This is a genomic window from Streptomyces sp. WM6378, assembly GCF_001279695.1.
In the GTDB taxonomy this organism is placed as follows: domain Bacteria; phylum Actinomycetota; class Actinomycetes; order Streptomycetales; family Streptomycetaceae; genus Streptomyces.
The window spans coordinates 1-24352 of the sequence record NZ_LGDD01000327.1 but is presented as its reverse complement, the minus strand read 5'-3'; the positions used below and the strand labels follow the sequence as shown (position 1 = coordinate 24352).

Annotated in this window: 21 protein-coding genes and 1 tRNA gene; 16 read left to right on the top strand and 6 right to left on the bottom strand. The window is 70.7% G+C overall.

The features are described from left to right. Nucleotides 1-133: 133 nt before the first annotated feature. Nucleotides 134-220 (bottom strand) — tRNA-Ser (locus ADK54_RS34990). A 50-nt stretch (nt 221-270) separates the two neighbouring features. Further along, on the bottom strand, nt 271-1794 hold the full coding sequence (locus ADK54_RS34985; RefSeq protein ID WP_053729823.1) for a S1C family serine protease: 1524 nt from the start codon (nt 1792-1794) through the stop codon (nt 271-273). A gap of 273 nt (nt 1795-2067) precedes the next feature. On the opposite strand from ADK54_RS34985, the gene ADK54_RS34980 reads away from it, so the two are divergent. The 3 genes from ADK54_RS34980 (at nt 2068) to ADK54_RS34970 (ending at nt 4711) form a co-directional block, all read left to right on the top strand. Further along, nucleotides 2068-2895 carry a glycerophosphodiester phosphodiesterase gene (locus ADK54_RS34980; protein WP_053729839.1) on the top strand — a complete coding sequence of 276 codons (828 nt, stop codon included), beginning with the start codon at nt 2068-2070 and terminating at the stop codon, nt 2893-2895. A gap of 53 nt (nt 2896-2948) precedes the next feature. Further along, nucleotides 2949-3560 carry an ATP-binding protein gene (locus ADK54_RS34975; protein ID WP_078966864.1) on the top strand — a complete coding sequence of 204 codons (612 nt, stop codon included), beginning with the start codon at nt 2949-2951 and terminating at the stop codon, nt 3558-3560. Between the two features lie 185 nt (nt 3561-3745). Continuing rightward, on the top strand, nt 3746-4711 hold the full coding sequence (locus ADK54_RS34970; RefSeq protein ID WP_053729821.1) for a DUF5926 family protein: 966 nt from the start codon (nt 3746-3748) through the stop codon (nt 4709-4711). A 194-nt stretch (nt 4712-4905) separates the two neighbouring features. On the opposite strand, the gene ADK54_RS34965 is transcribed toward ADK54_RS34970, so the two are convergent. Next, nucleotides 4906-5448, bottom strand: a complete 543-nt coding sequence (locus tag ADK54_RS34965) for a hypothetical protein (RefSeq protein WP_053729820.1) — start codon at nt 5446-5448, stop codon at nt 4906-4908. 202 nt (nt 5449-5650) lie between these two features. Then, nucleotides 5651-6313 (bottom strand): bifunctional DNA primase/polymerase, encoded by a 663-nt coding sequence (locus ADK54_RS34960; RefSeq protein WP_053729819.1) that lies wholly within the window; start codon nt 6311-6313, stop codon nt 5651-5653. Between the two features lie 448 nt (nt 6314-6761). Between ADK54_RS34960 and ADK54_RS34955 the strand changes: the two genes are divergently transcribed. Then, a complete protein-coding gene (locus tag ADK54_RS34955) occupies nt 6762-8249 on the top strand; it encodes a PP2C family protein-serine/threonine phosphatase (RefSeq protein ID WP_078966863.1) in 1488 nt (495 codons plus the stop codon). 87 nt (nt 8250-8336) lie between these two features. After that, the gene (locus tag ADK54_RS34950; protein WP_053729817.1) at nt 8337-9833 is read left to right on the top strand and encodes an aminopeptidase P family protein; all 1497 of its coding nucleotides are present in this window, start codon (nt 8337-8339) and stop codon (nt 9831-9833) included. A 34-nt stretch (nt 9834-9867) separates the two neighbouring features. On the opposite strand, the gene ADK54_RS34945 is transcribed toward ADK54_RS34950, so the two are convergent. After that, the gene (locus ADK54_RS34945; protein ID WP_053729816.1) at nt 9868-10326 is read right to left on the bottom strand and encodes an ATP-binding protein; all 459 of its coding nucleotides are present in this window, start codon (nt 10324-10326) and stop codon (nt 9868-9870) included. A gap of 260 nt (nt 10327-10586) precedes the next feature. Between ADK54_RS34945 and ADK54_RS34940 the strand changes: the two genes are divergently transcribed. The 9 genes from ADK54_RS34940 (at nt 10587) to ADK54_RS34900 (ending at nt 20484) form a co-directional block, all read left to right on the top strand. Next, complete coding sequence (locus ADK54_RS34940) at nt 10587-11435, top strand: hypothetical protein (RefSeq protein WP_199827101.1); 849 nt, start codon at nt 10587-10589, stop codon at nt 11433-11435. Nucleotides 11436-11542: 107 nt separating this feature from the next. Then, on the top strand, nt 11543-12265 hold the full coding sequence (locus tag ADK54_RS34935; protein ID WP_053729815.1) for a YcnI family protein: 723 nt from the start codon (nt 11543-11545) through the stop codon (nt 12263-12265). Between the two features lie 47 nt (nt 12266-12312). Then, a complete protein-coding gene (locus tag ADK54_RS34930; protein ID WP_053729814.1) occupies nt 12313-12972 on the top strand; it encodes an SCO family protein in 660 nt (219 codons plus the stop codon). After that, nucleotides 12969-13436, top strand: coding sequence for a copper chaperone PCu(A)C (locus tag ADK54_RS34925; RefSeq protein ID WP_053729813.1), 468 nt, complete (start codon nt 12969-12971; stop codon nt 13434-13436). The genes ADK54_RS34930 and ADK54_RS34925 overlap by 4 nt, the downstream gene beginning before the upstream one ends. Nucleotides 13437-13464: 28 nt before the next feature. Next, nucleotides 13465-15381 carry a copper resistance CopC/CopD family protein gene (locus ADK54_RS34920; RefSeq protein ID WP_053729812.1) on the top strand — a complete coding sequence of 639 codons (1917 nt, stop codon included), beginning with the start codon at nt 13465-13467 and terminating at the stop codon, nt 15379-15381. A gap of 11 nt (nt 15382-15392) precedes the next feature. Further along, nucleotides 15393-16673, top strand: coding sequence for an iron uptake transporter deferrochelatase/peroxidase subunit (efeB, locus tag ADK54_RS34915; RefSeq protein ID WP_053729811.1), 1281 nt, complete (start codon nt 15393-15395; stop codon nt 16671-16673). A 161-nt stretch (nt 16674-16834) separates the two neighbouring features. Continuing rightward, nucleotides 16835-17770, top strand: coding sequence for a prephenate dehydratase (pheA, locus tag ADK54_RS34910; RefSeq protein WP_053729810.1), 936 nt, complete (start codon nt 16835-16837; stop codon nt 17768-17770). A gap of 606 nt (nt 17771-18376) precedes the next feature. Then, nucleotides 18377-19666 (top strand): serine--tRNA ligase, encoded by a 1290-nt coding sequence (gene serS / locus ADK54_RS34905; RefSeq protein ID WP_053729809.1) that lies wholly within the window; start codon nt 18377-18379, stop codon nt 19664-19666. Next, nucleotides 19663-20484, top strand: coding sequence for an HAD family hydrolase (locus tag ADK54_RS34900; protein ID WP_234392342.1), 822 nt, complete (start codon nt 19663-19665; stop codon nt 20482-20484). Before serS ends, ADK54_RS34900 begins: the two co-directional genes overlap by 4 nt. A gap of 332 nt (nt 20485-20816) precedes the next feature. Here the strand turns inward: ADK54_RS34900 and ADK54_RS34895 are convergent, their stop codons facing one another. Then, entirely contained in the window at nt 20817-21503 is a 687-nt protein-coding gene (locus ADK54_RS34895; RefSeq protein WP_053729808.1) for a rhomboid-like protein, read from the bottom strand. A gap of 119 nt (nt 21504-21622) precedes the next feature. Between ADK54_RS34895 and ADK54_RS34890 the strand changes: the two genes are divergently transcribed. Together ADK54_RS34890 and ADK54_RS34885 are read left to right on the top strand one after the other, a co-directional pair. Further along, nucleotides 21623-22306: a FadR/GntR family transcriptional regulator gene (locus ADK54_RS34890; RefSeq protein WP_053729807.1), complete on the top strand. Its 684-nt coding sequence runs from the start codon at nt 21623-21625 to the stop codon at nt 22304-22306. A gap of 219 nt (nt 22307-22525) precedes the next feature. Beyond that, nucleotides 22526-23800 (top strand): CynX/NimT family MFS transporter, encoded by a 1275-nt coding sequence (locus ADK54_RS34885; RefSeq protein WP_053729806.1) that lies wholly within the window; start codon nt 22526-22528, stop codon nt 23798-23800. The last annotated feature ends 552 nt before the right edge of the window (nt 23801-24352 follow it).

The window sequence follows — 24352 nt, the reverse complement described above, 5'->3', positions numbered from 1 at the left end:
ACGCGAAGGCCCATCCCAAGCCGCTGACCTGCGGAAACACAAACTGCGGGCGGCACTACGGGACGGGCAATGCAAAAGGGGCGCCCCGGAATCCGGAACGCCCCTTCTCGGCCGACCCCTGGGCCGGCACCTGCGGTGGGTGTGGGATTTGAACCCACGGTGACATCGCTGCCACGACGGTTTTCAAGACCGTTCCCTTAGGCCGCTCGGGCAACCCACCCACGCCCCGCCGACCAGCGGCGGAAGCGGCTACAGCCTACCGGCAACGGGTCAGTTGCTGTCGCCCTTGCGTTCGCCGAGGGTGATCGTGACCGTGGTCTCCTTGCCGCCGCGCTGGTACGTGAGGGGGACCTGGTCGCCCGGCTTGTGCGTCCAGATCTCGCTGATCAGCGTCGGGCCGCTGTCGATGGGCATGTCGCCGAACTTGGTGATGACGTCGCCGGGCTTCAGACCCGCCTTGTCCGCCGGGCCGCCCGGGGTGATCGGCTGCTGGCCGGCGTTGCCCTGCGGGGAGATCTGGGCGCCGTCCGTGCCGCCGCCCGGGGCCGCTCCGCTGCCCTGCTGGATGCCGACCGAGGCGCCGATGACCGGGTAGACCGGCTGACCAGTCTTGATGAGCTGCTCCGCGACGTTCTTCGCCTGGTTGATCGGGATGGCGAAGCCGAGGCCGATCGAGCCCGCCTGGGACTGGCCCATGCCGCCGGTGCCCGCCGACTGGATCGCCGAGTTGATGCCGATGACCGCGCCGGCCGAATTGATCAGCGGGCCACCGGAGTTGCCCGGGTTGATGGAGGCGTCGGTCTGCAGGGCGCTCATGTACGAGGCCTTGGAGTTCTGGCCGTCGCTGGAGGCCACCGGGCGGTTCTTGGCGCTGATGATGCCGGTGGTGACGGTGTTGGAGAGGCCGAAGGGGGCGCCGATCGCGATGGTCGAGTCGCCGACGGCCACCTTGTCGGAGTCACCCAGGGCCAGCGGCTTCAGGTCCCCCGGGGCGTTCTTGAGCTTGACGACGGCGACGTCGTAGCCCTGCGCGCGGCCGACCACTTCGGCGTCGTACTTCTTGCCGTTGGAGAACGTCGCGGTCAGCTTGCCGCCGCCGCTCGCCGCGGAGGCCACTACGTGGTTGTTCGTGAGGATGTGGCCTTCCTTGTCGTAGATGAAGCCGGTGCCCGTGCCGCCCTCGCCGTCACTGCCCTGGGCGTCTATCGTCACCACGCTGGGCAGCGACCTGGCCGCCACGCCCGCGACCGTGCCCGGGTCACGCTTGAAGTCCTTGGGGGTGTCGGAGGACGCGACGGTGGTGGAGCCCGAGCCGTTGCCGTCCCGGTCCGCGGCGAAGTACCCGATGGCGCCGCCGATGCCGCCGGCCACCAGGGCGGCCGCGACCACCGCGGCGATCAGCCCGCCGCCGCGCTTGCGCGGGGCCGGGGGCTGCGGGGCGCCCCAGGGCTCGCCTCCCACGCCCTCGCCACCGCCTCCGTAGGAGGGCAGCGTGGGCGGGGGCGGCGGCCACCCCGCTCCGCCGCTCTGCGCGGGCGCCGGCTCGTGCGCCGCGTACGCCGGCTGCGCCGGGGCCCCGGGCGTCGCGGGCATCGGCGCGGTGACCGGGTCCGGGCCGGGCTGCGGGGTCGGCGCGGACGACTGCGGCACGGCCTCGTGGACCAGCGTGCGCTCCGCCTCGCCGGGTGCGGCGTCCGAAGGAGCGGGGGCGGCGGGCGCGGGAGGTGCAGCAGGTGCAGACGACGGGGCAGGCGGGACGGCCGGGACCGCGGTGCCCTCGTTCTCGGTGCTCACAGCTTGCTCTCCTCGGTTTCCACTCGGTCTTGGGGACGGATCGGCGGGTCGGCTGATGCCGGTGGTGCGGGTGTTGCGGGTGGTGCTCGGCGGTGGTGCCGGGCGCCGACGTGGGGCCTCGGCGACAACCATGGTGCGCCAGGGGTCTGACATCGGATCCCGCACTGTGCAGAATGCCTCCGCTCAGCTTTTCCCACCGCACGTCAGGCCACTGTAAGCAGGAGCTGTGTATTCGTGCGCCAACCTGTGACCCGTCGGTGGCACGATGACGCGGTGACCCAAGCACGGCAGCACAGCCCGCACACCCCAGACCACGCCCGCGTCCAGGTGGTGGCCCATCGAGGAGCCTCCGAGGACGCCCCCGAGCACACTCTCGCCGCGTACATGAAGGCGATCGAGGACGGGGCCGACGCCCTGGAGTGCGACGTCCGCCTCACGGCCGACGGACATCTCGTCTGCGTCCACGACCGGCGCGTCAACCGCACCTCCAACGGCCGTGGCGCCGTGTCCGCGCTGGAGCTCTCCGAGCTCGCGGCGCTCGACTTCGGCTCCTGGAAGGACAGCGAGGAGAGCCCGGACTGGGGGGACCGCGAGTTCACCTCGGTACTGACCCTTGAGCGGCTGCTCGAACTCGTCGCGGACGCGGGGCGCCGGGTGGAGCTCGCCATCGAGACCAAGCACCCCACCCGCTGGGCCGGCCAGGTCGAGGAGCGTCTCCTCGACCTCCTCAAGAGGTTCGGCCTCACTGAGCCGCCGCCGGCCGGTGAAACCTCCCCGGTCCGCATCATGAGCTTCTCCGCGCGCTCCCTGCACCGGGTCGCGGCGGCTGCCCCCGACATCCCGACCGTGTACCTGATGCAGTTCCTGTCGCCGAGGCTGCGCGACGGGCGGCTGCCGGCCGGGGCGCGGATCGCGGGCCCCGGCATGCGGATCGTGCGCAACCACCCGGCGTACATCGAGCGGCTGCACCGCGCCGGGCACCGCGTGCACGTCTGGACGGTGAACGAGCCCGAGGACGTGGATCTGTGCGTAAGCCTCGGAGTGGAGGCAATCATCACCAACCGCCCGAAACAGGTCTTGTCTCAACTGGGCCGCATGTAACGCCCATTACAGGGAGTGCACCGGCGCGTTCGCTCCGTATCCGATCGTGACGAATGCGTCTCCCGTCGTCGATTGGCCGGTTTCCGGTCCAGTCCATTGGGGCATCCACACCGTGGCGTGGGGCGAAGGAGGTCTCGGGGGTGGCGTTGGTGGTGGCACAGGAGGTGCCCACGTCGTCGAGCATGGCCGTACCCCATGGCCCTGCGGGCGTGGGCAAGGCAAGACACCGGATGCGTGAGCAGCTGCTCGGCAGCGGGGTGTCCGAGCCGGTCGTGGACGATGCCGTTCTGATCCTGTCCGAACTGCTCAGCAATGCCTGCCGGCACGGCAGGCCGCTGGGGCGGTCCGACATAGGCGACGGCGACATCGAGGCAGCTTGGCGAATCGACAAGACAGGGCGGCTGACGGTCGAGGTGACGGACGGGGGCGGCCCGACACGGCCCGTCCCGGCGACGCCGTCGGTGACCGCGCGCGGCGGCCGGGGGCTGAACATCATCAGCGCCCTCGCCCAGGACTGGGGCGTCCGGGACAGCGCGTCCGGCGAGGTCACCGTGTGGGTGGTCCTCACCGTGGGGCACCGTCACGACGATTTCGCTACGCGCGTCACAGGGCCGGCAGCGGTGGCGGGCCTGGAGTTCGCGGACGCGTTCGACGACCTGGACTGAACAATCCCGGGCCGAGGGTTCGGCAGGCGCGTGCGGCCGGGGCGCACGCAGACACCCGGAGGCAGGCCGATCCGCCTCCGGGCCAGGCCGGACAACCGGCGCTGCCGCCCGTGGCCGTTCCGTACGGCTAGGCTCGCGCCCGACACAGCGACACCGCACCACCGCAGTCGGGAGAGAGCCACACCATGGCCAAGAAGCGTCCCCAGGCGAAGGCCGTCAAGCCGCAGATCAGCGACGGGGAAATCCCGGTCGTCGGGGCTCGTGAGCCCTGCCCCTGCGGCTCCGGCCGCCGTTACAAGGCCTGTCACGGGCGGGCCGCCTCGCACGCCGTGACCGAGTTGGTCCAGCGCCCCTTCGAGGGTCTGGCCGGCGAGTGCGACTGGGTCGCGCTGCGCGAACTGGTCCCGGCCGCGACCGTCCCGCTGACCCTGAAGGACGGGCTGCCCGAGGGCGTGCCGTCCGTGACGCTGGCGACCGTGCTGCCGATGGCGTGGCCCGCGCTGCGCCGCGAGGACGGGTCGGTGCTGATCGGCCTGCAGAACGAAACCCCCTCCGGCGACATCAGCCGCGACCTCGCCGACACGCTGAAGCGCGCGCTGGTCGCCGAGCCCGGCTCGCCCGTCGCCGCCCGGCGCTCCGACTCCGACGGCGTACGCCTGCAGGACCTGCTCGACCCGGCCGCCGCGTTCGAGCCGGAGGTGCACACCGGCTTCGAGTTCTGGGTGCCGGACGCCGACAGCGCCGCGACCGAGGTGGCCGCGTCCCTGGAGCGCGCCAACGCCGCCGCGATCCCGACCGTACGGCTGAAGTCGGTCGACTCCTCGTACTGGTGCGAGACGCCCGAGAAGAACCACCTGCGGTGGGTCATGCCGTACCCCGAGGAGAAGCTCCTGGACGCGCTCGCGCGGCTGCACGCGGCGGGAACGTCCTCGCTCGGCGAGGGCACCCGGCTCGTCGGGTCCTTCCGGGCGCACGGCCTGACCGTGCCGGTCTGGGACCTGCCGAGCGACATGGGCGCCGAGGAGTGCGAGAAGCCGGCCGCCGAGTTCGCCGAGCGGCTCGCCGGGGCACTCGCGGCCGAGGAGCCGCTCACCGCGGACGAGCGCCGGGCCCGTGGCGGTCTCACCAACCGCCAAGTGACCCTCAGCTGAGAGTGACGGCGGGGACGGTTTCGGTCGACCGACAGGTGACTCCTGTCACAACTGCCCGTACCCACAGGTAAATCGGTGTCCGAATTACCGAGATCGAATTTGCGAACGACAGATCTCTTGTTACCGTTCTAAGAGCCCGGTCGCTGGTGCATCCCCCGTCGCCAGCGACCGGGCCCTTCCATTTACCGGCTCGGTCAACGAGCCGCGGGTTCCGTGGAGTTGCTACCGGAACGCAGGAGCAGCGGTGAGTCCTCTCCCGCCCCGAAGAACTCCGACACCGCCGAATACTCCCCCGCCGTGGCGGACCGCCCCGACGCACTCTGATGCGGGGTTTCACAGGAATCCGGCTGGTCGTCGGCCGCCACCTCGCAGTTCGTCTCGACGATCCGGCCGTCCGGGCCCATCAGCGTGAGCACCGAGCCCAGCTCCTGGCCGGTGGCGTTGCGGTAGTAGGTACGCGCCCAGGTGTCGCTCCCCCGGTTCAGTACGCAGGTCTGCGCCTCGACCCCTTCGGGGGAGACCAGTTCGGGCCCGCAGTGCGCGGCCGCGTCCTCGGGGGCCGTCAGCAGTGGCTTGTTCACCCGCGCGAGGGCGTGCGTGAGGGGGCTTTTTGCGTCATCCGCCGCGCCCCCGTTCTCGGGCCCTCCGGCGGGCCCGGCGGAGGCGGCCAGTGGGAGCAGCACGGTGCCCACCACTACGGCCGTGAGCCCGGCCATGCGGAGGTGCTGGAGATTCATGGAGGGACCCACCTGCTCTGGAATTCCTGACGGTGGGCCGAAGGTATCCACGGAAACCGGGCGCCCCGTGGTGCGCTGGGCCAATTCCCGTACAACCAGGGCCCGCTCACACCCGAAAGAGTGAAGGCGGCCCGGGAACCGGACCGCCTTCTCGCTCATTGGGCGGCCCGGCTCCCGCGTGCTTCCCGGGACCGCCCCGTTCTCAGTACGCCAGCCGGCTCCCGCCGTCCGGTGCGCTGGTGCTCGCCTCGACCAGCGCGTCCACCACCGCCTCCACGTCCGGCAGCCAGGGCCCGGCCGCTCCCAGCGGGGGGCGCTCCCAGCGGATCTGCCCCTTGCCGGTCTGCGACGGGGGCAGCACCAGATATCCGCCCTCGCTGTGGAAGCGCAGCGAACTGGGCACCCAGTCCTTGGAGTAGAGCAGCTCGCCCAGGCGCTCCATCGAGTACGGAGCCACCAGGAGCGACCACCGGGTGGGGGTCGCCACGACCGGGCCGAGCCGCACGCCCATGGAGTCGAGGGCGGCGAGCGCCCGGGCTCCGGCGACGGCCGGGAGACTGATCGCACAGGGCGCGCCGGTGCCGGTGGCGAGCAGGACCGGCGCGGCCGGCCGGTTAATCCACCACCAGCGGATCATGCGCTCGTCGGTGGTCGCCGCGAGCAGTACGGGGTCGAAGGGGTGCGCCCCGGGCACCACGCATTCAGGGTCGGGACAGGCACAGCCGCGCCCGCTCGCGGCCAGTCCCACACCGGGGAGCACGGGCCATTTCCATCGGGTCGCACAGGTCAGCGCGGCGCCGAGCTGAGCAGCCCTTTCACTGCGCCGGAACCGGAACCTGCGTCGCCTTCCGAGGATCTCGCGCATGGGCGCTCGTTCCTTTCCGTTGAACGCCGAGTCCACATCACACCATGTGTGCATCTCTTCACTGCGCGTACTTGCTCTGTGAGCTTGAGCCTGCGGTACGGGGAACCCGCCAAGGACCGATCATGGGCGGTCACCACTGGTTGCGACGGCCACTGCCCGTAACCATTTAAAGCATGGCGAAGGGTGGCGCGTACGTGGCGCTTGCCGTCCTGTGTGCAAAAACCCCGCCGCTCGGGGATGAGGCGTGGCCGGTCGGCTCTTAAGACGCTCAGGCCGGCCGCAAGGTTCCGGGGCATCCTCAACTGCCCCGGACCACACCGATTACGTACCCAACGCGGTTGAAACGACGCACAGTTGAACGGCTTCAGTCGACCCCAGGGCTGGGCCACCAGGATCATTTTTTGGCCAAGTTCAACGCCCCACGGACACCAATAGTCCCGCTATGACAATGCTGGACATCCCCTCACTTGTGCGTGTACATGTGGATGCATTGATAGCGGCGCAGAATGACATGGGGGTTTGCGATGCTATTGAGCAGAATCAACCAGTCGGAAAGCCGGCTGCCATGAGCGCCCCTCACCTGCCGAAAGTGGCTGGAATCGATCCAGCCGTTCCGCCCCCCGCGCACACTCATGCGCCTCTGCCCTCACCCGCCGCCCACCCCCCGCCCGGCGCGGAGCTCCAGGACCGCCTCGCCGGCTGGGTCTCCGATCTCACCACGCTGCACGAACTCACCGAGCGGCTGGCCTGCACCACCGCTCTCGACGACGCCCTGAACGAGCTCCTCAAGGCCGGTGCCGCGCTGGTCGGCGCCCGGCGCGGCCTGGTCGTCCTGGAGCCCGCCGACGGCCTCGGCCCGGCCGTCACCACCGGCCTCGGACTGGCCCACGCCGACCTCGGCCACATCGAGACCGTGCCGCGCAGCGCCACCGCGTACGGCCGGATCCTGGACGGGCTGCCGGACGCCGACGGCGGCCCCGACCTCATGGCGGACCCGGCCGGAGTCGACCCGCGCCACCGCGAGGTCGCGGCCCGCCTCGGCTACGCCGCCAGCTACGCGCTCCCCCTCACCACCGACGCCGCGGGCCGGCTCGGCGCCGCCGTATGGCTCTACGACGAGAGCGCGGAGCCCGTCGAGCGCCAGCAGCACCTGGTCGGGCTCTACATCCGGTACGCGGCCGAGCACCTGGCCCGGCTCGTCGAACTGGAGCGGGCCCGCGCCCACGTGGCGACCGTCGCCGAGGAACTGCTGCCCAGCCGGCTGCCCCGGGTCGCCCGCGTCCAGCTGGCCGCCCGCCGCCGCACCGGGCCGCGCGGCGGCGGCGACTGGTACGACGCGCTGCCGCTGCCCGAGGGCGCGCTCGGCCTCGCCGTCGGCTCCGTCACCGGGTCCGGGCCGAGCGCCGTGGCCGCCATGGGACGGCTGCGCGCGAGCCTTCGGGCGTACGCCGTCATGGAGGGCGAGGATCCCGTCGCCGTGCTCTCCGACCTCGAACTCCTGCTGCGCCTGACCGAGCCAGCCCGCTCGGCCACCGCGCTGTTCGCCTACTGCGAGCCGGCTCGGCGCAAGATCGTCCTGGCCGGGGCCGGGCACGCCCCGCCGTTGATCGTCGGGGACCGGCGCACCGAGTTCGTGGAGACCTCGCTCTCGGCGCCGCTGGGCATGCTGGCCTGCTGGGAAGCGCCCAGCGTGGAGATCTCGACCGAGCCCGGAGAAACGGTGCTGCTGTACACGGACGGCCTGCTGCACCGCACCGGCGACCCCATGGACCGGGCCTTCGCCCGGCTGCACGCGGCCGCGGCGAGCGTCCCCAAGGCGGTGCGCGACGACCCGGACGCCGTGGTCGACCACGTCCTGCGCACCGTGCTGCCCGACGGTCTCGACGAGGCGGACAGCGCCGAGGACGTAGTGATCCTCGCGGCCCGCTTCGCCTAGGGATCGGTAAGAGGCACTTCGACCCTGGACCCCCTTCCGCACGCCCGTACGATGGAGGGCGGCCCAGTGTCGTACCAAGGAGCAGACGTGTCAGAGGAGCTCACCCCGACGGAGTCCCATTTTGCTGCTGACGCAGCGGGCCCGGAAGAGACCGCCGACGAGAAGCCGATCCAGCAGCGGAAGAACGGCCTGTACCCGGGCGTGTCCGACGAGCTGGCCGAGAACATGAAGTCCGGCTGGGCCGACACCGAGCTGCGTGGCCTGGAGCCGATCGCCCAGGCCGGCCACACCGCCGACCGCCGCGCCGCGCTCTCCAAGCGCTTCCCGGGCGAGCGTCTGGTGATCCCCGCGGGCAACCTGAAGACCCGCTCGAACGACACCGAGTACAGCTTCCGCGCGTCCACCGAGTACGCGTACCTGACCGGTGACCAGACGGAGGACGGCGTCCTCGTCCTGGAGCCCACCGGCGACGGGCACGAGGCGACGATCTACCTGCTTCCGCGGTCGAACCGCGAGAACGGGGAATTCTGGCTGTCCGGCACGGGCGAGCTGTGGGTCGGCCGCCGGCACTCCCTGGCCGAGGCCGAGCAGCTGCTCGGGCTGCCCGCCAAGGACGTCCGCGAGCTGGCCGCGGCCCTCGCCGAGGCGACCGGTCCGGTCCGCAACGTGCGCGGCCACGACGCCTCCATCGAGGCCGCGCTGACCGACAAGGTCACCGCCGAGCGCGACGAAGAGCTGCGCGTGTACCTCTCCGAGGCGCGCCTGGTGAAGGACGCGTTCGAAATCGCGGAGCTGCAGAAGGCGTGCGACTCGACCGCCCGCGGCTTCGAGGACGTCGTCAAGGTGCTCGACAAGGCCGAGGCGACCAGCGAGCGCTACATCGAGGGCACGTTCTTCCTGCGCGCCCGCGTCGAGGGCAACGACATCGGCTACGGCTCGATCTGCGCCGCGGGTCCGCACGCCACCACCCTGCACTGGGTGCGCAACAACGGCGAGGTCCGCTCCGGCGACCTGCTGCTCCTGGACGCGGGCGTGGAGACCAACGAGCTCTACACCGCCGACATCACCCGCACCCTGCCGATCAACGGCACGTTCTCGCCGCTCCAGCGCAAGATCTACGACGCGGTGTACGAGGCCCAGGAGGCCGGCATCGCGGCGGTCAAGCCGGGTGCCCCCTACCGCGACTTCCACGACGCCGCCCAGCGCGTGCTCGCCGAGAAGCTCGTCGAGTGGGGTCTGCTCGGCGACCTGGCCGTGGACAAGGTCCTGGAGCTCGGCCTGCAGCGCCGCTGGACCCTGCACGGCACCGGCCACATGCTCGGCATGGACGTCCATGACTGCGCGGCCGCGCGCACCGAGACGTACGTCGGCGGCGACCTGGAGCCGGGCATGTGCCTGACCGTCGAGCCCGGTCTGTACTTCCAGGCCGACGACCTGACCGTGCCCGAGGAGTACCGGGGCATCGGCGTCCGGATCGAGGACGACATCCTGGTCACCGAGGACGGCAACGAGAACCTGTCCGCCGCGCTGCCGCGCCGCGCGGACGAGGTCGAGGCGTGGATGGCCCAGGTCAAGCAGGCCTGATCCCGCACCGCTCACGCGCCCGGGGGCGCGCCGCTCAGGACACCTTGAGCAGCGCGTCCTCGCGCCATTTCAGGATCTTGTCGAAGCTGACCACCGCGCCCCGGCCGGGCCGGTTCCCGAAGTGCACGTGGTCGGCGAGCTGTTCGATCAGGCCGAGGCCCCTGCCGTGTTCGGGCAGGGCGCCGGTCCACGCCGGCACCGCGGCGCGCCGGCCGCGTCGTACGGGAAAACCCGGCCCCGAGTCCGCGACCTCGATGCGGCACTTCTCGCCGTCGAGGTAGGCGGTCACCCGGTAGGCCGCCGACGCGCCGCCCGCCACCGCGTCCCCGCCGTGCTCGACCGCGTTCGCGCAGGCCTCACTGAGCGCGACCGACAGGTCGTAGGAGATGTCGGGGTCGACCCCTGCGGTCTCCATGGCGCCGAGCAGAAGACGACGGGCGAGCGGAACGCTCGCAGCCTCGCGCCGCAAGTGGAGAGACCACCAGATGCTCATGCTCCAGCCTCCTGGCTGCGCCGCTGCGGCTCGACATAGTTCCTTCTCTCTACGGGCGCAGTATTGCCGCAAGTCCCGCTCCGTAAGCGCGCTCTTGACGTGATGGCGCCCATTCGGCGGATGTACGCGCCCCTCACGCCGGTGTAAAGCACCCCGGAACCTTCCCATCCGCTTCGCCGGAACCCCCGCCCCGTATCCAAAGGCGACCTTCCGGACCTGCCGTATGGAGCGGGTAAGCGCAGTGCGATGATGGCCGCGCCATGTCTACCCCCCACGCCTCAGCAGGCGCCGGTCTCCGGCTGCTCCGGGCCGCGGTGTTCGCCGCGGTCTGCGTCGTGCTGTCCGCGATGGGGCACGTCATGGCGGCCTGTGCGACCGTCCCCTGGTGGACGCTGCTCGCCGGTTTCCTCGGGGTGTTCGCGGTCGTGGCGCCGCTCGCCGGACGCGAGCGCACGCTGCCGTCCATCGCGGGCGCCCTCGCGGCCGGACAGCTCGGCCTGCACACGCTCTTCGGCGTCGGCCAGCACACGGCGGCCGCCACCGGCGACGGATCCACCGGGGACCTCCCGATGGTCCGGTTCGCCGCGAAGCTGATCTGCGGCAGCGGCGCCGCCCCGCTCACCGCGGCGGACGCCCAGCGGATCGTGACCGACGCGGGCATCGACCCGTCCAGGATCTCCGGCACAGGCCACGCCTCCATGGCCGGCATGTCCGGGATGGCCGACATGATGTCCGGCATGGCGGGCAGCGGCCCAGGCTCGGCTTCGCTGGCCGCCTCGCTGCTGCCCACGCTCCCCATGCTGCTCTGCCACCTGCTCGCGGCGCTCGCCACCGGATGGCTGCTGCGGCGCGGCGAGATCGCCCTGTTCCGCGTGGTGCGCCTGGCCGCCGAGTCCGTGACAGCGGCGGCCGAGGCCACGACCGTACGCGCGCTGCGCCGCGCCCTGGCGTTCGCGGCGGCCCTGTGCGCCGGGCTCCTGGCAGCCGCCGGGCAGCGCCCGCGCGTCGCTCTCGCCGACCGGCGCGAGACGCCTCCCCCGCCCGGGGCGGCACTTCAGCACTCGGTGATCAGGCGCGGGCCGCCCGCTGCGTGCGCCCTCGCAGCCTGAACGCGGCCCACTCCCCACACGTACCGCAGGGGTGGTGTCGCGGGTCCCCGCGCATCCGTGGCGCGGTGGACGTCCCCACCCTTCCTGCTCACTGGAGTGTCTCTGCCATGAACGCTGCCCGTTCGCGCACCCGTCTCGCCGTTGTCACCTCCGTCGCCGCCGGGTCCGTCCTGCTGCTGTCGGGAACGGCCTTCGCGCACGTCACCGTGCAGCCCGAGGGCGCGGCCGCCAAGGGCGGTTACGCCGTCGTCGACTTCAAGGTCCCCAACGAGCGCGACAGCGCCAAGACGGTCAAGCTGGAGGTCAACTTCCCGGCCGACCACCCGCTGGCGTCCGTCATGCCGCAGCCGGTGCCGGGCTGGACCGTCCAGGTCACCAAGTCCCCGCTTCCCAAGCCGCTGACCGTGCACGGCAAGCAGATCAACGAGGCCGTCACCAAGGTGACCTGGAGCGGCGGGACGATCGAGCCCGGCCAGTTCCAGAAGTTCCCGCTGTCCATCGGCTCGCTGCCCTCCGACACCGACCAGCTCGTCTTCAAGGCGCTCCAGACGTACGACAACAACGAGGTCGTGCGCTGGATCGACGAGGCGAAGAAGGGCGCGCCCGAGCCCGCGAACCCGGCGCCGACGCTCACGCTGACCGCCGCCGCGGCCGGCGGGGACGACGATGACGCGGCGCCCGCCGCCGCGAGCGCGACCGGCACGAAGACCGAGGCCTCGGCCTCGTCGGACACCGACACCACCGCGCGCATCCTGGGCGTCGTGGGCATCGTCGTCGGCATCGCCGGAGTGGCCTTCGGCGTGTTCGCCGGACGCCGCCGCTCCGCGTAACCCGCCTCCTGCACCCATTCGACCGGAAAAGACCGGAAAATCACCCCATGCGCAACAAGACCGCGCTGACTGCCGCCGCCCTCGCGGCGGCAGCGGCGCTCACCCTGACCGCGTGCGGAAGCAGCGGTGACAGCGGCTCCAACAGCCCTGTCGCCGATGTCTCCGCCTCGGCGAAGACCCAGGCCGCGACGCTGCTCGACCGGCCGTTCGCCAAGCCCGACTTCGTCCTCACGGACACCAACGGCAAGAAGTTCGACTTCCGGGCCGAGACCAAGGGCAAGCCGACGCTCATCTACTTCGGCTACACCAACTGCCCGGACGTCTGCCCGCTCACCATGGGCAACATCGCCGTCGCCAAGAAGTCGCTGCCCAAGGCCGACCAGGACAAGCTCCAGGTCGTCTTCGTGACGACCGACCCCGAGCGCGACACCCCCGCCTCGCTCGGCAAGTGGCTCAAGGGCCAGGACCCGTCCTTCATCGGCCTGACCGGAGACTTCCCCACCATTCAGGCAGGCGCCCGCCAACTGGGCATCGGCATCGACCCGGCCACCAAGGACAAGGACGGCAAGGTCGTCTCGATGCACGGGGCCCAGGTCATCGCGTTCTCGCCCAAGACCGACCAGGGCTACGTCCTGTACGGCGAGGACGCGACCGTCGCCGACTACACCAAGGACCTGCCGAAGATCATCAAGGGGGAGAACCCGTGAACCGCCGCACCACCGCCGTCCGCTCCACCGTCGCCGCCCTCATAGCCCTGTCCGCGGGCCTGGCCCTCGCGGGCTGTTCCGACAGCGCCGAGGCCAAGCCGAAGCTCCAGGTGAGCGACGCGTTCATGCCGGTGCCGACCAGTGACATGGCCGGCGGCTTCCTCACCGTCAAGAACGACAGCAAGACCGCCGACAAGCTCACCAAGGTCACCAGCGACCTGTCGGACAACGTCACGATCCACGAGACGAAGAACCAGAAGATGCAGGAGGTGACCTCCTTCGACATCCCCGCCAATGGCGAGCTGGACCTCGAACGCGGCGGCAGCCACATCATGTTCATGGGTCTCAAGACGAAGCCGAAGCAGGGCGAGAAGGTCACCATCGAGCTGCACTTCGAGAAGGCCGACCCGGTCAAGGTCGACCTCCCGGTGAAGGAAGCCACCTACAACCCGAAGCACCACTGAGGTAACCAGAGGGACTTGAGGGACTGACATGACGGCCACCGCCCCACGCCTTCGAACCACCGCGAGCCGAAGCCTGACCCGGCTGCTGCTCGTCACGGTGGTGCTGCTCGGCGCGCTCTTCGCGGGCGCCGTGCCCGCGTCCGCGCACGCCGCACTGACCGGCAGCGACCCGAAGGAGGGGGCGGTGGTCGCCACCGCCCCTGCCCAGGTCACCCTCACGTTCTCCGAGGGCGTCGCCCTGGACGCCAACTCCATCCGGGTCCTCGACCCCACGGGCAAGCGCTCCGACACCGCCGAGCTCGTCAACCTGTGCAGCGGCGACATCGTCAAGTACGGCGTCCGGCTGCGCACCGGCATCCCCAACGGCACCTACACGGTGGCCTGGCAGGCGATCTCCGCCGACAGCCACCCGGTCTCCGGCGCCTTCACCTTCTCCATCGGCGCCCCCTCCGCGACCGCCGCGGTCGTCCCCGCCCAGGAGGTCGGCGGCGGCCTCGTCGGCGCCCTCTACGGCATCGCGCGCTACGCGGCGTACGGCGGCTTCGTGCTGCTCGTCGGCGGCGCGGCCTTCGTGCTCGCGTGCTGGCGGCGCGGGGCGACGGTGGGGCCGGTGCAGCGGGTCGTCGTCGGCGGCTGGCTCACCATGACCGCGGCCACCCTCGCGATGCTGCTGCTCCGCACGCCCTACACCGGCTCCGGGAAACTCTCCGACGCCTTCGACCTGAACGGTCTGCGGGCCGTCCTGGAGACCAAGCCGGGCGCCGCGCTCATCTCCCGGCTGCTGCTGCTCGGCGCCGCCGCCCTGTTCGTGTCCGTCCTGTTCGGCGCGTATGCCAAGCGGGACGACGAGGCCGAGAAGAAGGACCTCACCTTCGGCCTTGCCATCGGCGGCGCCGTGGTCGCCGCCGGTCTCGCCGCGACCTGGGCGCTCGCCGAGCACGCCTCGACCGGACTCCAGCCGGGCATCGCCATGCCCGTCGACGTACTGCACCTCCTGGCCGTGGCGACCTGGCTCGGCGGGCTCGTCACCCTCCTCGTCGTCCTCTACCGCTCCCCGGGCATCGAGCGCGCGGCCGTCCTGCGGTTCTCGCGGATCGCGTTCTGGAGCGTGGCGGTCCTCGCCGCGACCGGCGTCTACCAGTCCTGGCGGCAGGTCGGCACCTGGTCGGCCCTGGTCGACACCACCTATGGGCAGCTGCTCCTCGTCAAGGTCGGCCTGGTGGCGGTCCTTGTCGGGACCGCCTCGGTCTCCCGACGCTGGACCGCGCGCCTCTCCGAGCACACCGCGCCGGAGGCCGACGCCGCCCTGGTCGTCGAACAGCACGCGAGCGAGCCGGAGCCCGTCACCGTCCCCGACGACGGCAAGGACGCCAAGCGGGCCGCCCAACTCGCGCGCCAGCAGGCCGCGTTGAGCACCGCCCGCGAGAAGCGGATCCGGGACGCCGACCCCGAGCGGACCGGGCTGCGCCGCACGGTCCTCGCCGAGGCCGGCATCGCCGTGGTGCTGCTCGCCGTGACCACCGTGCTGACCTCGACCGAGCCCGCCCGCACCCAGGAGGCGGTGGACAAGGCGAAGGCCGGGACCCAGGTCGCCGTCGCGGACCGGCCCGTCGACATCCGGCTGCCGTTCGACACCGGCGGCCAGAACGGCAGGGGCACCGTCGAGCTCACCCTCGACCCGGGCCGCACCGGCTCCAACGACCTGCGGGTCTCCCTGGAGGACCCGGCGGGCAAGCCCAAGGACGCCCCCGAGGTGAAGGTCTCCTTCACGCTGGCCGCGAAGTCAGTGGGGCCGCTGCCCGTCGTGCCCGACCGCGTCACCGCCGGGCAGTGGAAGGCGAGCGGAGTCCAGATCCCGATGGCGGGCGACTGGCAGATCTCGGTGACCGTACGCACCTCGGAGATCGACGAGACCACCGTGGACAAGAACGTCAAGATCGGCTGAGTAGAACTGACATGAGCGAGACCAAGAACTCCGATCGGGCTCCGGCCGCTTCCGCCGAACCCGTCCTCGACATCTCCCGCCGCAAGCTGCTCGGCACCGTCGGCGGAGTCGGCGTGGCCGGTCTGGCGCTGGGCGCCGCGGGCGGGGCCGGGGCGTACGCCGCCGTCGAATCCCCGGATTCCACCAGCCCGTTGACGTCGGTCGGTTCCACGGAGGTGATGTTTCACGGGAAACATCAAGCGGGGATCTCCACTCCGCTTCAGTCCACCGGCCATCTCATCGCCTTCGACCTTGCCCCCGGCGCCGGGCGCAAGGAGGCGGCCGCGCTGATGCGGCGCTGGTCGGCGACGGCCAAGTCGCTGATGGCGGGCGAGCCCACGAGCAGCGGCGACACCGGTGTGGCCCTGGACGCGGGCCCGTCCTCGCTGACCGTCACCTTCGGCTTCGGCCACAGCTTCTTCGACCGTACGCAGCTGGCCGGCCTGCGCCCCGTACAGCTGGACCCGCTGCCCGACTTCTCCTCCGACCAGCTCGACCCCAAGCGCTCGAACGGCGACCTGTGGGTGCAGATCGGCGCGGACGACGCCCTGGTCGCCTTCCACGCGCTGCGCGCGATCCAGCAGGACGCGGGCTCCGCGGCCAAGGTGCGCTGGCAGATGAACGGCTTCAACCGCACCCCGGGCGCCACCCAGAAGCCGATGACCGCCCGCAATCTGATGGGCCAGATCGACGGCACCGGCAACCCCAAGCCCGCCGACGCCGACTTCGAGCAGCGCATCTTCGTGCCGGACACCGCGCAGCCCGCGTGGATGGCGGGCGGCTCCTACGCGGTCGTGCGCCGGATCCGGATGCTCCTGGACACCTGGGAGAAGCTGCCGCTCCCCGAACAGGAGCAGGTGATCGGCCGCAAGAAGTCGAACGGAGCCCCTCTTTCGGGAGGTACGGAGACGACGAAGATGCAGCTCGACAAGTTCGGCCCGGACGGCAAACTGGTCATCCCGGAGAACGCCCACGCCCGCATCGCCGCCCCCGAGCAGAACGGCGGCGCGGCCATGCTGCGGCGCGCCTTCTCGTACCACGACGGCATCGCGGCGGACGGGACCCCGGACGCGGGCCTGCTCTTCGTCGCCTGGCAGGCCGACCCGGTCAAGGGCTTCGTACCGGTGCAGCGCAAGCTCGACCGGGGGGACGCGCTGTCCCCGTTCCTGCGGCACGAGGCGAGCGGCCTGTTCGCGGTGCCGGGCGGGCCGCGGGCGGGCGAGTACGTGGGGCAGCGCCTGCTGGAGTCGTGACGGGAGCCGGCCCCGCCGGGGTGGTCCACCACGGGCGGTGGGTCCGGGCGCGGGCCCGTCCATGTGAGCGGGCCCGCCCGGTGGAACGGTTCGCCACAGGCGGGCCGCCGGTCGGCGTGAGCGGTGGGTGCAGGTGACTTCGGGCCATTAGTGTGACGTGCATGTCCGCCACGCGATACACCTATCTGGGTCCCGAGGGCACGTTCACCGAGGCCGCCCTGCGCACGCTCCCCGAGGCCGCGACCCGCGAACTGGTCCCGATGGTCTCCGTGCCGGCCGCCCTGGACGCGGTGCGCAGCGGGGAGGCGGCCGCGGCCCTGGTCCCGATCGAGAACTCGGTGGAGGGCGGCATCACCACCACCCTGGACGAACTGGTCTCGGGCGAGCCGCTGATGATCTACCGCGAGGTGCTGCTCTCCATCAAGTTCGCGCTCCTGGTGCGCCCGGGGACGACGCTGGCGGACATCAAGACGGTGACCGCGCACCCGGCCGCCCAGCCCCAGGTCCGCAACTGGCTGAAGGCCAACCTGCCGGAGGCTCTCTGGGAGTCGTCCGCCTCCAACGCGGACGGCGCCCGCCTCGTCCAGGAGGGGCGCTACGACGCGGCGTTCGCGGGCGAGTTCGCGGCGGCGACATACGGCCTGGAACCACTGATCACCGACATCCACGACGCGGTCAACGCGCAGACCCGCTTCGTACTCGTCGGCCGCCCGGCCCGGCCCGCGGCGCCGACCGGCGCGGACAAGACCTCGGTGGTCCTGTGGCAGCGCGAGGACCACCCGGGCGCCCTCCTCGAACTGCTCCAAGAGTTCTCGGTGCGCGGGGTCAACCTCATGCTGCTCCAGTCCCGGCCGACCGGTCAGGGTATCGGCAACTACTGCTTCGCCATCGACGCCGAGGGCCACATCTCGGAGCGCCGGGTGGGGGAGGCTCTGATGGGGCTGCGGCGGATCTGCCCCGAGGTCCGCTTCCTCGGCTCGTACCCGAGGGCGGAGGTGACGCTCGACGACGTACGGGCCCTGCGGGCGGGAACCTCGGACGCGGAGTTCGTCGAGGCGGCGGAGTGGCTGGCCCGCTGCCAGGACGGCCGCGCGTAGGCCAGGGCCGCAGGGGCGTGTGACGGCACTGTCCCCAGCCCCGCACCCGCCCGGCGTCCGGTCCTACCTGCTGATTTTCGTTGTCCACAAAGTTATCCACAGGCTCACTTCTCGACCTGTGGGTAAGTCGACAACGCAACCGGACACAGTCGACAAATCCCTCTAGTGACGACACATCAGTCCACAGGTCGCCAGGACATCCTCTGTCACCTCAATTCCAGTGATCAACTCTTTAGAGCGAGCAATTCCCACCCGAATGAGTGTGTGGAACGGGTTTGAGAGGGGAAACCTCGGCCCAGCATGCGGCTTTCGGAACGATCTCTTCCGCGGTCCACAGATCCACCGCACAGCCTGTGGATAAGTTTCCGGGGGTGTGCGCTTCTGTGGACAAGTCCTGTGCACAGCAAGGGAGTCGGTCAACAGCGACCCGGAAAGCGCCCCTTTTCGGGGAATAGCGGCGATTTCATTGACACCCGCCGGACATCCGGCGCGGGAATTCCCGGGCCAGATTTCCTAATTCGGTCAATTCGGACAAAGCGACACGCTGGTGGCGTCGCGAGGGATATCCGGTGGGGTGCCGGGAGTCCGCACCGGTAGCCTGGAGGGGTGATTGACCTTCGCCTGCTCCGTGAGGACCCCGACCGTGTTCGCGCCTCCCAGCGCGCCCGTGGAGAGGACGTCGCCCTCGTCGACGCCCTGCTCTCCGCCGACGAGCTGCGCAGGTCCTCGGGCCTCCGCTTCGACGAGCTGCGCTCCGAGCAGAAGTCGCTCGGCAAGCTCATCCCCAAGGCCACGCCGGACGAGCGCGCCGAGCTCCTGAAGAAGGCCGAGCAGCTCAAGACCGACGTCAAGGCCGCGGAGGCCGCGCAGAACGAGGCCGACGAGCAGGCCAAGCAGCTGCTCCTCCAGCTCGGCAACATCGTCCACACGGACGTGCCGGTCGGCGGCGAGGAGGACTTCGTCGTCCTGGAGACGCACGGCACCATCCGCGACTTCGGCGCCGAGGGCTTCGAGCCCAAGGACCACCTGGAGCTCGGCGAGGCGCTGGGCGCCATCGACGTCGAGCGCGGCGCCAAGGTGTCGGGCTCGCGCTTCTACTACCTGACCGGTGTCGGCGCGCTCCTGGAGCTCGCCCTGGTCAACGCTGCGATCGCGCAGGCGACCGAGGCCGGGTTCATCCCGATGCTGACGCCGGCGCTGGTCCGCCCGCGCGCCATGGAGGGCACCGGCTTCCTCGGCCAGGCCGCCGAGAACGTGTACCACCTGGAGAAGGACGACTACTACCTGGTCGGCACCTCCGAGGTCCCGCTCGCGGCGTACCACATGGACGAGATCATCGACGCGGACAAGCTGCCGCTCCGCTACGCCGGCTTCTCGCCGTGCTTCCGCCGCGAGGCCGGCACGTACGGCAAGGACACCCGGGGCATCTTCCGGGTCCACCAGTTCGACAAGGTCGAGATGTTCTCCTATGTCCACCCGGACGACGCCGAGAACGAGCACAAGCGGCTCCTGGACTGGGAGAAGCAGTGGCTGACCGGCCTCGAACTGCCCTTCCAGGTGATCGACGTCGCCACCGGTGACCTCGGCTCCTCGGCCTCGCGCAAGTTCGACTGCGAGGCGTGGATCCCGACCCAGGGCAAGTACCGCGAGCTCACCTCGGCGTCCAACTGCGACGGCTTCCAGGCCCGGCGCCTGTCGGTCCGCATGCGCGACACCAGCGAGGGCAAGAGCAAGGTCGCCCCGCTGTCCACCCTGAACGGCACGCTGTGCGCGGTCCCGCGCACCATCGTGGCGATCCTGGAGAACCACCAGCAGGCCGACGGCTCGGTGCGGGTCCCGGCCGTGCTGCGTCCGTACCTGGGCGGCCGAGAGGTCCTGGAGCCGATCTCCAAGTGAGCACGACCGTGGGGCGCCCGTTCCCGTACAAGCTGATCGCGACCGACCTGGACGGGACGCTGCTGCGCTCCGACGAGTCGGTCTCGCAGCGCACCCGTGACGCGCTGGCCGCGGCCACCGAAGCGGGCGCCGCGCACATCGTGGTGACCGGCCGGTCGGTGCCCTGGACCCGGCACATCCTCGACGACCTCGGCTACGAGGGCCTCGCGGTGTGCGGGCAGGGCGCGCAGGTCTACCACGCGGGTGAGCACCGGCTCCTCACGTCTGTGACGCTCGACCGCCAGCTCGCCGGGCTCGCGCTGTCCAAGGTCGAGGCGGAGATCGGCCCGCTGGCGCTCGCCGCGAGCCGCGACGGCATCGACGGCGAGGTCCTGGTCGGCCCCGGCTACCAGGTCCAGGAGGGCCCGCTGCCGGTCCGGTCCTTCGAGGACCTCACCGAGCTGTGGTCGGCACCGCTGAACAAGGTCTACATCCAGCACCCCGGGTACGACGACGATGCGCTGGCGAAGATCACGCGGCAGGTGGTCGGCAGCCTGGTGGACGTGGTGATGGCGGGCGCGGGCGTCGTGGAGCTGCTGCCGCTGGGCCTCAGCAAGGCGACCGGGCTCTCGCTGGCCGCGCGCCGGCTCGGCTGCAAGGCGGCGGACACGATCGCGTTCGGGGACATGCCGAACGACATCCCGATGTTCGGCTGGGCCCAGCACGGCGTGGCGATGGCCAACGCCCACGACGAACTGAAGGCCGTGGCCCACGAGATCACCGCGTCGAACGAGGACGACGGCATCGCGGTCGTCCTGGAGCAGCTGCTCCAGTGTTGAGGCCGTGAAGCCTTGGGGCCCGGCCCTGGGCACGTGCAGTAAACGCCCCCCTTGGGGCGCGAGTTGGCATGGGTAAGGGGCGTCCGCCATTGCGGACGCCCCTTACCCATGTGGGAGGGGCGGCCTCGCGCTGATGCGCGCTCGAAGCGGCCGCCCCGGGCAGCCGCTCGCGGGCGGCCCGTCGGAGTCGTCGGTGCTGCTCCGATGCCCCGCGCGGCCCTGCCGGGAGCGCGACGGGCTCGTCCGTACAGCCCTCATCGGACTCGTACGAACCGCCCTCGTCGTGCTCTTTCCCCCGTCCGGCGGACCCGCGTCTGCCGCGCGCGGCTGCCTCAACTACTGTGCCCGGCACGGTCGTTGACCGCCACTGAATTTCGGGTGGGCACGCCCCGCGTCAGCGGATAGCAGGCGAAGCCGATGAACAGCGCGGTCACATGGCCGAGGTCGGTGAACGTACCGCCGGTGGCGAGCGGGACGCCGAAGAAACCGGTCACCCCTACGAGGTATAGCCAGCGCCAGGGATACGGCAGCCTGTAGACGAGGATGCCGGCCGACGCGGCGAGCCCGTAGCTGACCCCGATGTCCACGACGTGCGACATGGCGTGCGCGAGCCGCTTGGGCAGATGCTGGTTCTGGATCGACCACAGCACGTACTCCTGGCTGATCAGGGTCGCCACCACATGCCCGACGACGACGGTGCACAGCCAGCGCAGCGTGCCCAGCCAGCGCTCCACCGTGCCGTGGACGACCTCGAAGAGCACCAGGTAGAGCAGGAGCGAGGACGGATTCTCGATCCAGAACGCACTGGTGAAGAGGGACTGCACGGGGTGCCGGGTCAGCTCGTGGATGTTGCTGCTGTTGCGGTGCAGCAGAAAGCGCTCCAGGCCCTGGGTGGAGAGCTGGATGACGAGGCTGGTTATGGCGATGATCAGCAGCCAGATGTGCGTCCCGGGCGTGGAGCGCAGCCAGGACCGGACCGGCCGCGAGCGCTCGGAGCCGCGGTGGAGCAGGGTCGTCATCCCTAGATGATGTCGCGAAACTCTGAGGATCAAGTAAGAGGCAGTTGTAGGACGACTGCGGTTTCGGGATGAGCTCAGTTGTAGGATGACTGGGCAACCGGGTGAATGGAGTGGGCGACGTGGCTCTGCGTACGGCGGGACGGCAGTCCCTGGTGGACACCGTGGTCGATCAGCTGAAGGCCCAGCTGACCAACGGCGAGTGGGCGGTCGACGACCGCATTCCGACCGAGCACGAGCTCGCCGAGCAGCTGGCCGTCGGTCGCAACACGGTCCGCGAGGCGGTACGCGTTCTGGTGCACGCCGGGCTGCTCGAATCACGCCAGGGCAACGGCACGTTCGTACGCTCCACGGCCGACCCCTCCGCGGTCCTCCAGGGAATCCGGGCCGCCGACGCCCTTGACGTACTCGAACTCCGCGTCGCATTGGAGGCCGAAGCCGCCCGGCTCGCCGCCGAACGCCGGGACACCGCCGACATGGTGGCCCTGCGCGGCGCACTCCAGACCCTGCGCGAACACGGCGACCGCGCCGCCGACGCCGACATGGCGTTCCACATGGGCGTCGTGCAGGCCACGCACAACCCGGCGTTCATCGAGGTCTACCGGTTCTTCTCGGTGCAGGTCCACGAAAGTCTGATCACCTCGCTGCGCGACGAGGAGATGCCCGCGATCGACCTCGACACCCACGAGGCGCTGGTCGACGCGATCGAGAGCGGCGACCCCGCGGCGGCCGAGCAGGCGGTACGCGAACTGCTGCGCAAGCCGCTGGAGGCGGTACGGGCGGTGGCGGCCCGGCGGAGCGGGTGAGGTTCCCGTGACGGGGGTCGACGTCCGGGCTGCGCGAGTCGACTTCCGGGTGACCTGTGGCGCGAGTCGACGACCGGGTGACCCGGGTGGCGCGAGTCGACGACCGAAATCTGAAATCCGATATCTGAAATTCCACATCTGACCGTCAACGGTCGGAGTCCGAAGCTCGACCTTCGATGCTCGGCATTCGAAGTTCGACGTCTGAGAAAGGTGCTTGTTTTGTCACGCCCGGATGCTGATCGCCTGCTGTTGCCCGATGCCGAGGCCGATGTACGGCCCTCGCCACAGGGCGCCGCCGCGCGGCGGGCGCTGCTCGCGCATCCGGTGGTGCTGCTGGTCGGGATCGTGCTGGCATCGGTGAACATGCGGGCGGCGCTAGCCAGCGTGTCGCCGCTGGTGAGCGAGATCAGCCAGTCGTTCGGCCTGTCGTCGACGGCGAGCAGCCTGGTGACCTCGGTACCGGTGCTCTTCCTGGGGCTCGGCGCGCTGGTGGCGCCCTGGCTGGCCCGCCGCTTCGGGAGCGAGCCGGTGCTGCTGTTCGCCCTGCTGCTCCTGGCTGTCGGCATCCTGGTGCGGGTGGCGCCCTCGACGGTCGCGCTGTACGGCGGCGGCGTACTCGTCGGCACGGCGATAGCCCTGCTCAACGTGCTGATGCCCGGCCTGATCAAGCGGGACTTCCCGGACAAGGCAGCGTCCATGACGTCGGTCTACACCGGCGCGATGATCGCGGGCGCAACGCTGGTGGCCGCCTCGTCGGTGCCGTTGGAGAAGGCGTTCGGCGGCAGCTGGGAGGCCTCGCTGGCGGTGTGGTCGCTGCTCGCGGTCCTCGCCGCGGTCGCCTGGCTGCCCCAGGTCCTGATCGCCCGCGGCCGTACGGGCCACGAGGTACGGGTGGTGACGGCCACGGCTTCCGCTCCTGCCCGAAAGAGCGTGTGGCGCTCGGCCCTCGCCTGGCAGGTCACCCTGTTCATGGGGCTCCAGTCGCTCTGGTCGTACGTGCTGATCGCCTGGATGCCGACGATCTTCACGGACCACGGGATGAGCCGCTCCACGGCGGGCGTGATCTTCGCGTTCAACAACCTGATCCAGGTGGCCGGCGCGTTCGGCGTGCCGCTCCTGGCCGGCCGGATGCGCAGCCAGCGCCCGCTGATCGTCCTGGTCACCTCAATGGTCGCGGCCGGATACGCGGGTCTGATGGTCGCCCCGGTGAGCGGCGCCTGGCTGTGGGCGGCGGTCCTGGGCATCGGGCAGGGCGGCGCGGTGGGCCTGGCCCTGACGATGATCGTGCTCCGCTCCGGCGACGCCCACACGGCGGCCCGCCTCTCCGGCATGGCTCAGACGATCGGCTACCTGCTGGCCGCCGTCGGCCCCCTGGCCGCGGGCGCGGTCCACCAGGCGACGGGCGGCTGGACGGTACCGATCGCTCTCGTACTCGGCGTGTGTGCGGCGGCGCTGGCGGTGGGACTCTTCGCGGCGCGGGACCGGACGGTCTAGGCGGGCCGAGCTCCGCCCGGCGGGGCTCGGACAGCCTGGCGAAACGTCAGTTCCCAACATCTGTTCCCCGGATGCGTGACCTGTACGAAAGTCCGCTCGTTGTCCAACGTGCGTGGAGGCAACTGGGGTTAGCGGCGTCGTACCTTTCGTGAATTTGGGGATTGCCGGTCGCGGTACAAGAACCGGTCATTGAGTCAGTGGCGTAGATGAGCGGACCTCCACCCCTGCAGCCCGGGGATTGGGCGTCCAAGTCATGCACCAACGACCGTGAACGGAAGGCTCGACCATGCCATCCGAAGTCGCTCTACTCGAATCGCGCACCCTGCGCGCCGACCACCTGGGACGCGTCGACGCCCTGGAGAGGGTCAAGGCGTTGCGGTTGCTACCTGATGGGCTGCACGTGACCACTGAGGGGGTCGCCCAGTACTTCGTTGTCCACAGGGACGCTGTGCATTGACCTGACCCACCTCTGAGGTTCCAGTTCTGGTGGCTAACTGACAGCCCTTCACGGAAGGCTGGCAGTCATGCCTCGTCCCTATCCTCCGGAGTTCC

What these genes read in the sequence shown, in the direction of transcription:
- ADK54_RS34975 (WP_078966864.1), top strand. Translation starts at nt 2,949, where the DNA reads ATGCGTCTCCCGTCGTCGATTGGCCGGTTTCCGGTCCAGTCCATTGGG.
- ADK54_RS34970 (WP_053729821.1), top strand. Translation starts at nt 3,746, where the DNA reads ATGGCCAAGAAGCGTCCCCAGGCGAAGGCCGTCAAGCCGCAGATCAGC.
- ADK54_RS34965 (WP_053729820.1), bottom strand. Translation starts at nt 5,448, where the DNA reads ATGAATCTCCAGCACCTCCGCATGGCCGGGCTCACGGCCGTAGTGGTG.
- ADK54_RS34960 (WP_053729819.1), bottom strand. Translation starts at nt 6,313, where the DNA reads ATGCGCGAGATCCTCGGAAGGCGACGCAGGTTCCGGTTCCGGCGCAGT.
- ADK54_RS34955 (WP_078966863.1), top strand. Translation starts at nt 6,762, where the DNA reads ATGCTGGACATCCCCTCACTTGTGCGTGTACATGTGGATGCATTGATA.
- ADK54_RS34945 (WP_053729816.1), bottom strand. Translation starts at nt 10,326, where the DNA reads ATGAGCATCTGGTGGTCTCTCCACTTGCGGCGCGAGGCTGCGAGCGTT.
- ADK54_RS34940 (WP_199827101.1), top strand. Translation starts at nt 10,587, where the DNA reads ATGTCTACCCCCCACGCCTCAGCAGGCGCCGGTCTCCGGCTGCTCCGG.
- ADK54_RS34935 (WP_053729815.1), top strand. Translation starts at nt 11,543, where the DNA reads ATGAACGCTGCCCGTTCGCGCACCCGTCTCGCCGTTGTCACCTCCGTC.
- ADK54_RS34930 (WP_053729814.1), top strand. Translation starts at nt 12,313, where the DNA reads ATGCGCAACAAGACCGCGCTGACTGCCGCCGCCCTCGCGGCGGCAGCG.
- ADK54_RS34920 (WP_053729812.1), top strand. Translation starts at nt 13,465, where the DNA reads ATGACGGCCACCGCCCCACGCCTTCGAACCACCGCGAGCCGAAGCCTG.
- efeB (WP_053729811.1), top strand. Translation starts at nt 15,393, where the DNA reads ATGAGCGAGACCAAGAACTCCGATCGGGCTCCGGCCGCTTCCGCCGAA.
- pheA (WP_053729810.1), top strand. Translation starts at nt 16,835, where the DNA reads ATGTCCGCCACGCGATACACCTATCTGGGTCCCGAGGGCACGTTCACC.
- ADK54_RS34895 (WP_053729808.1), bottom strand. Translation starts at nt 21,503, where the DNA reads ATGACGACCCTGCTCCACCGCGGCTCCGAGCGCTCGCGGCCGGTCCGG.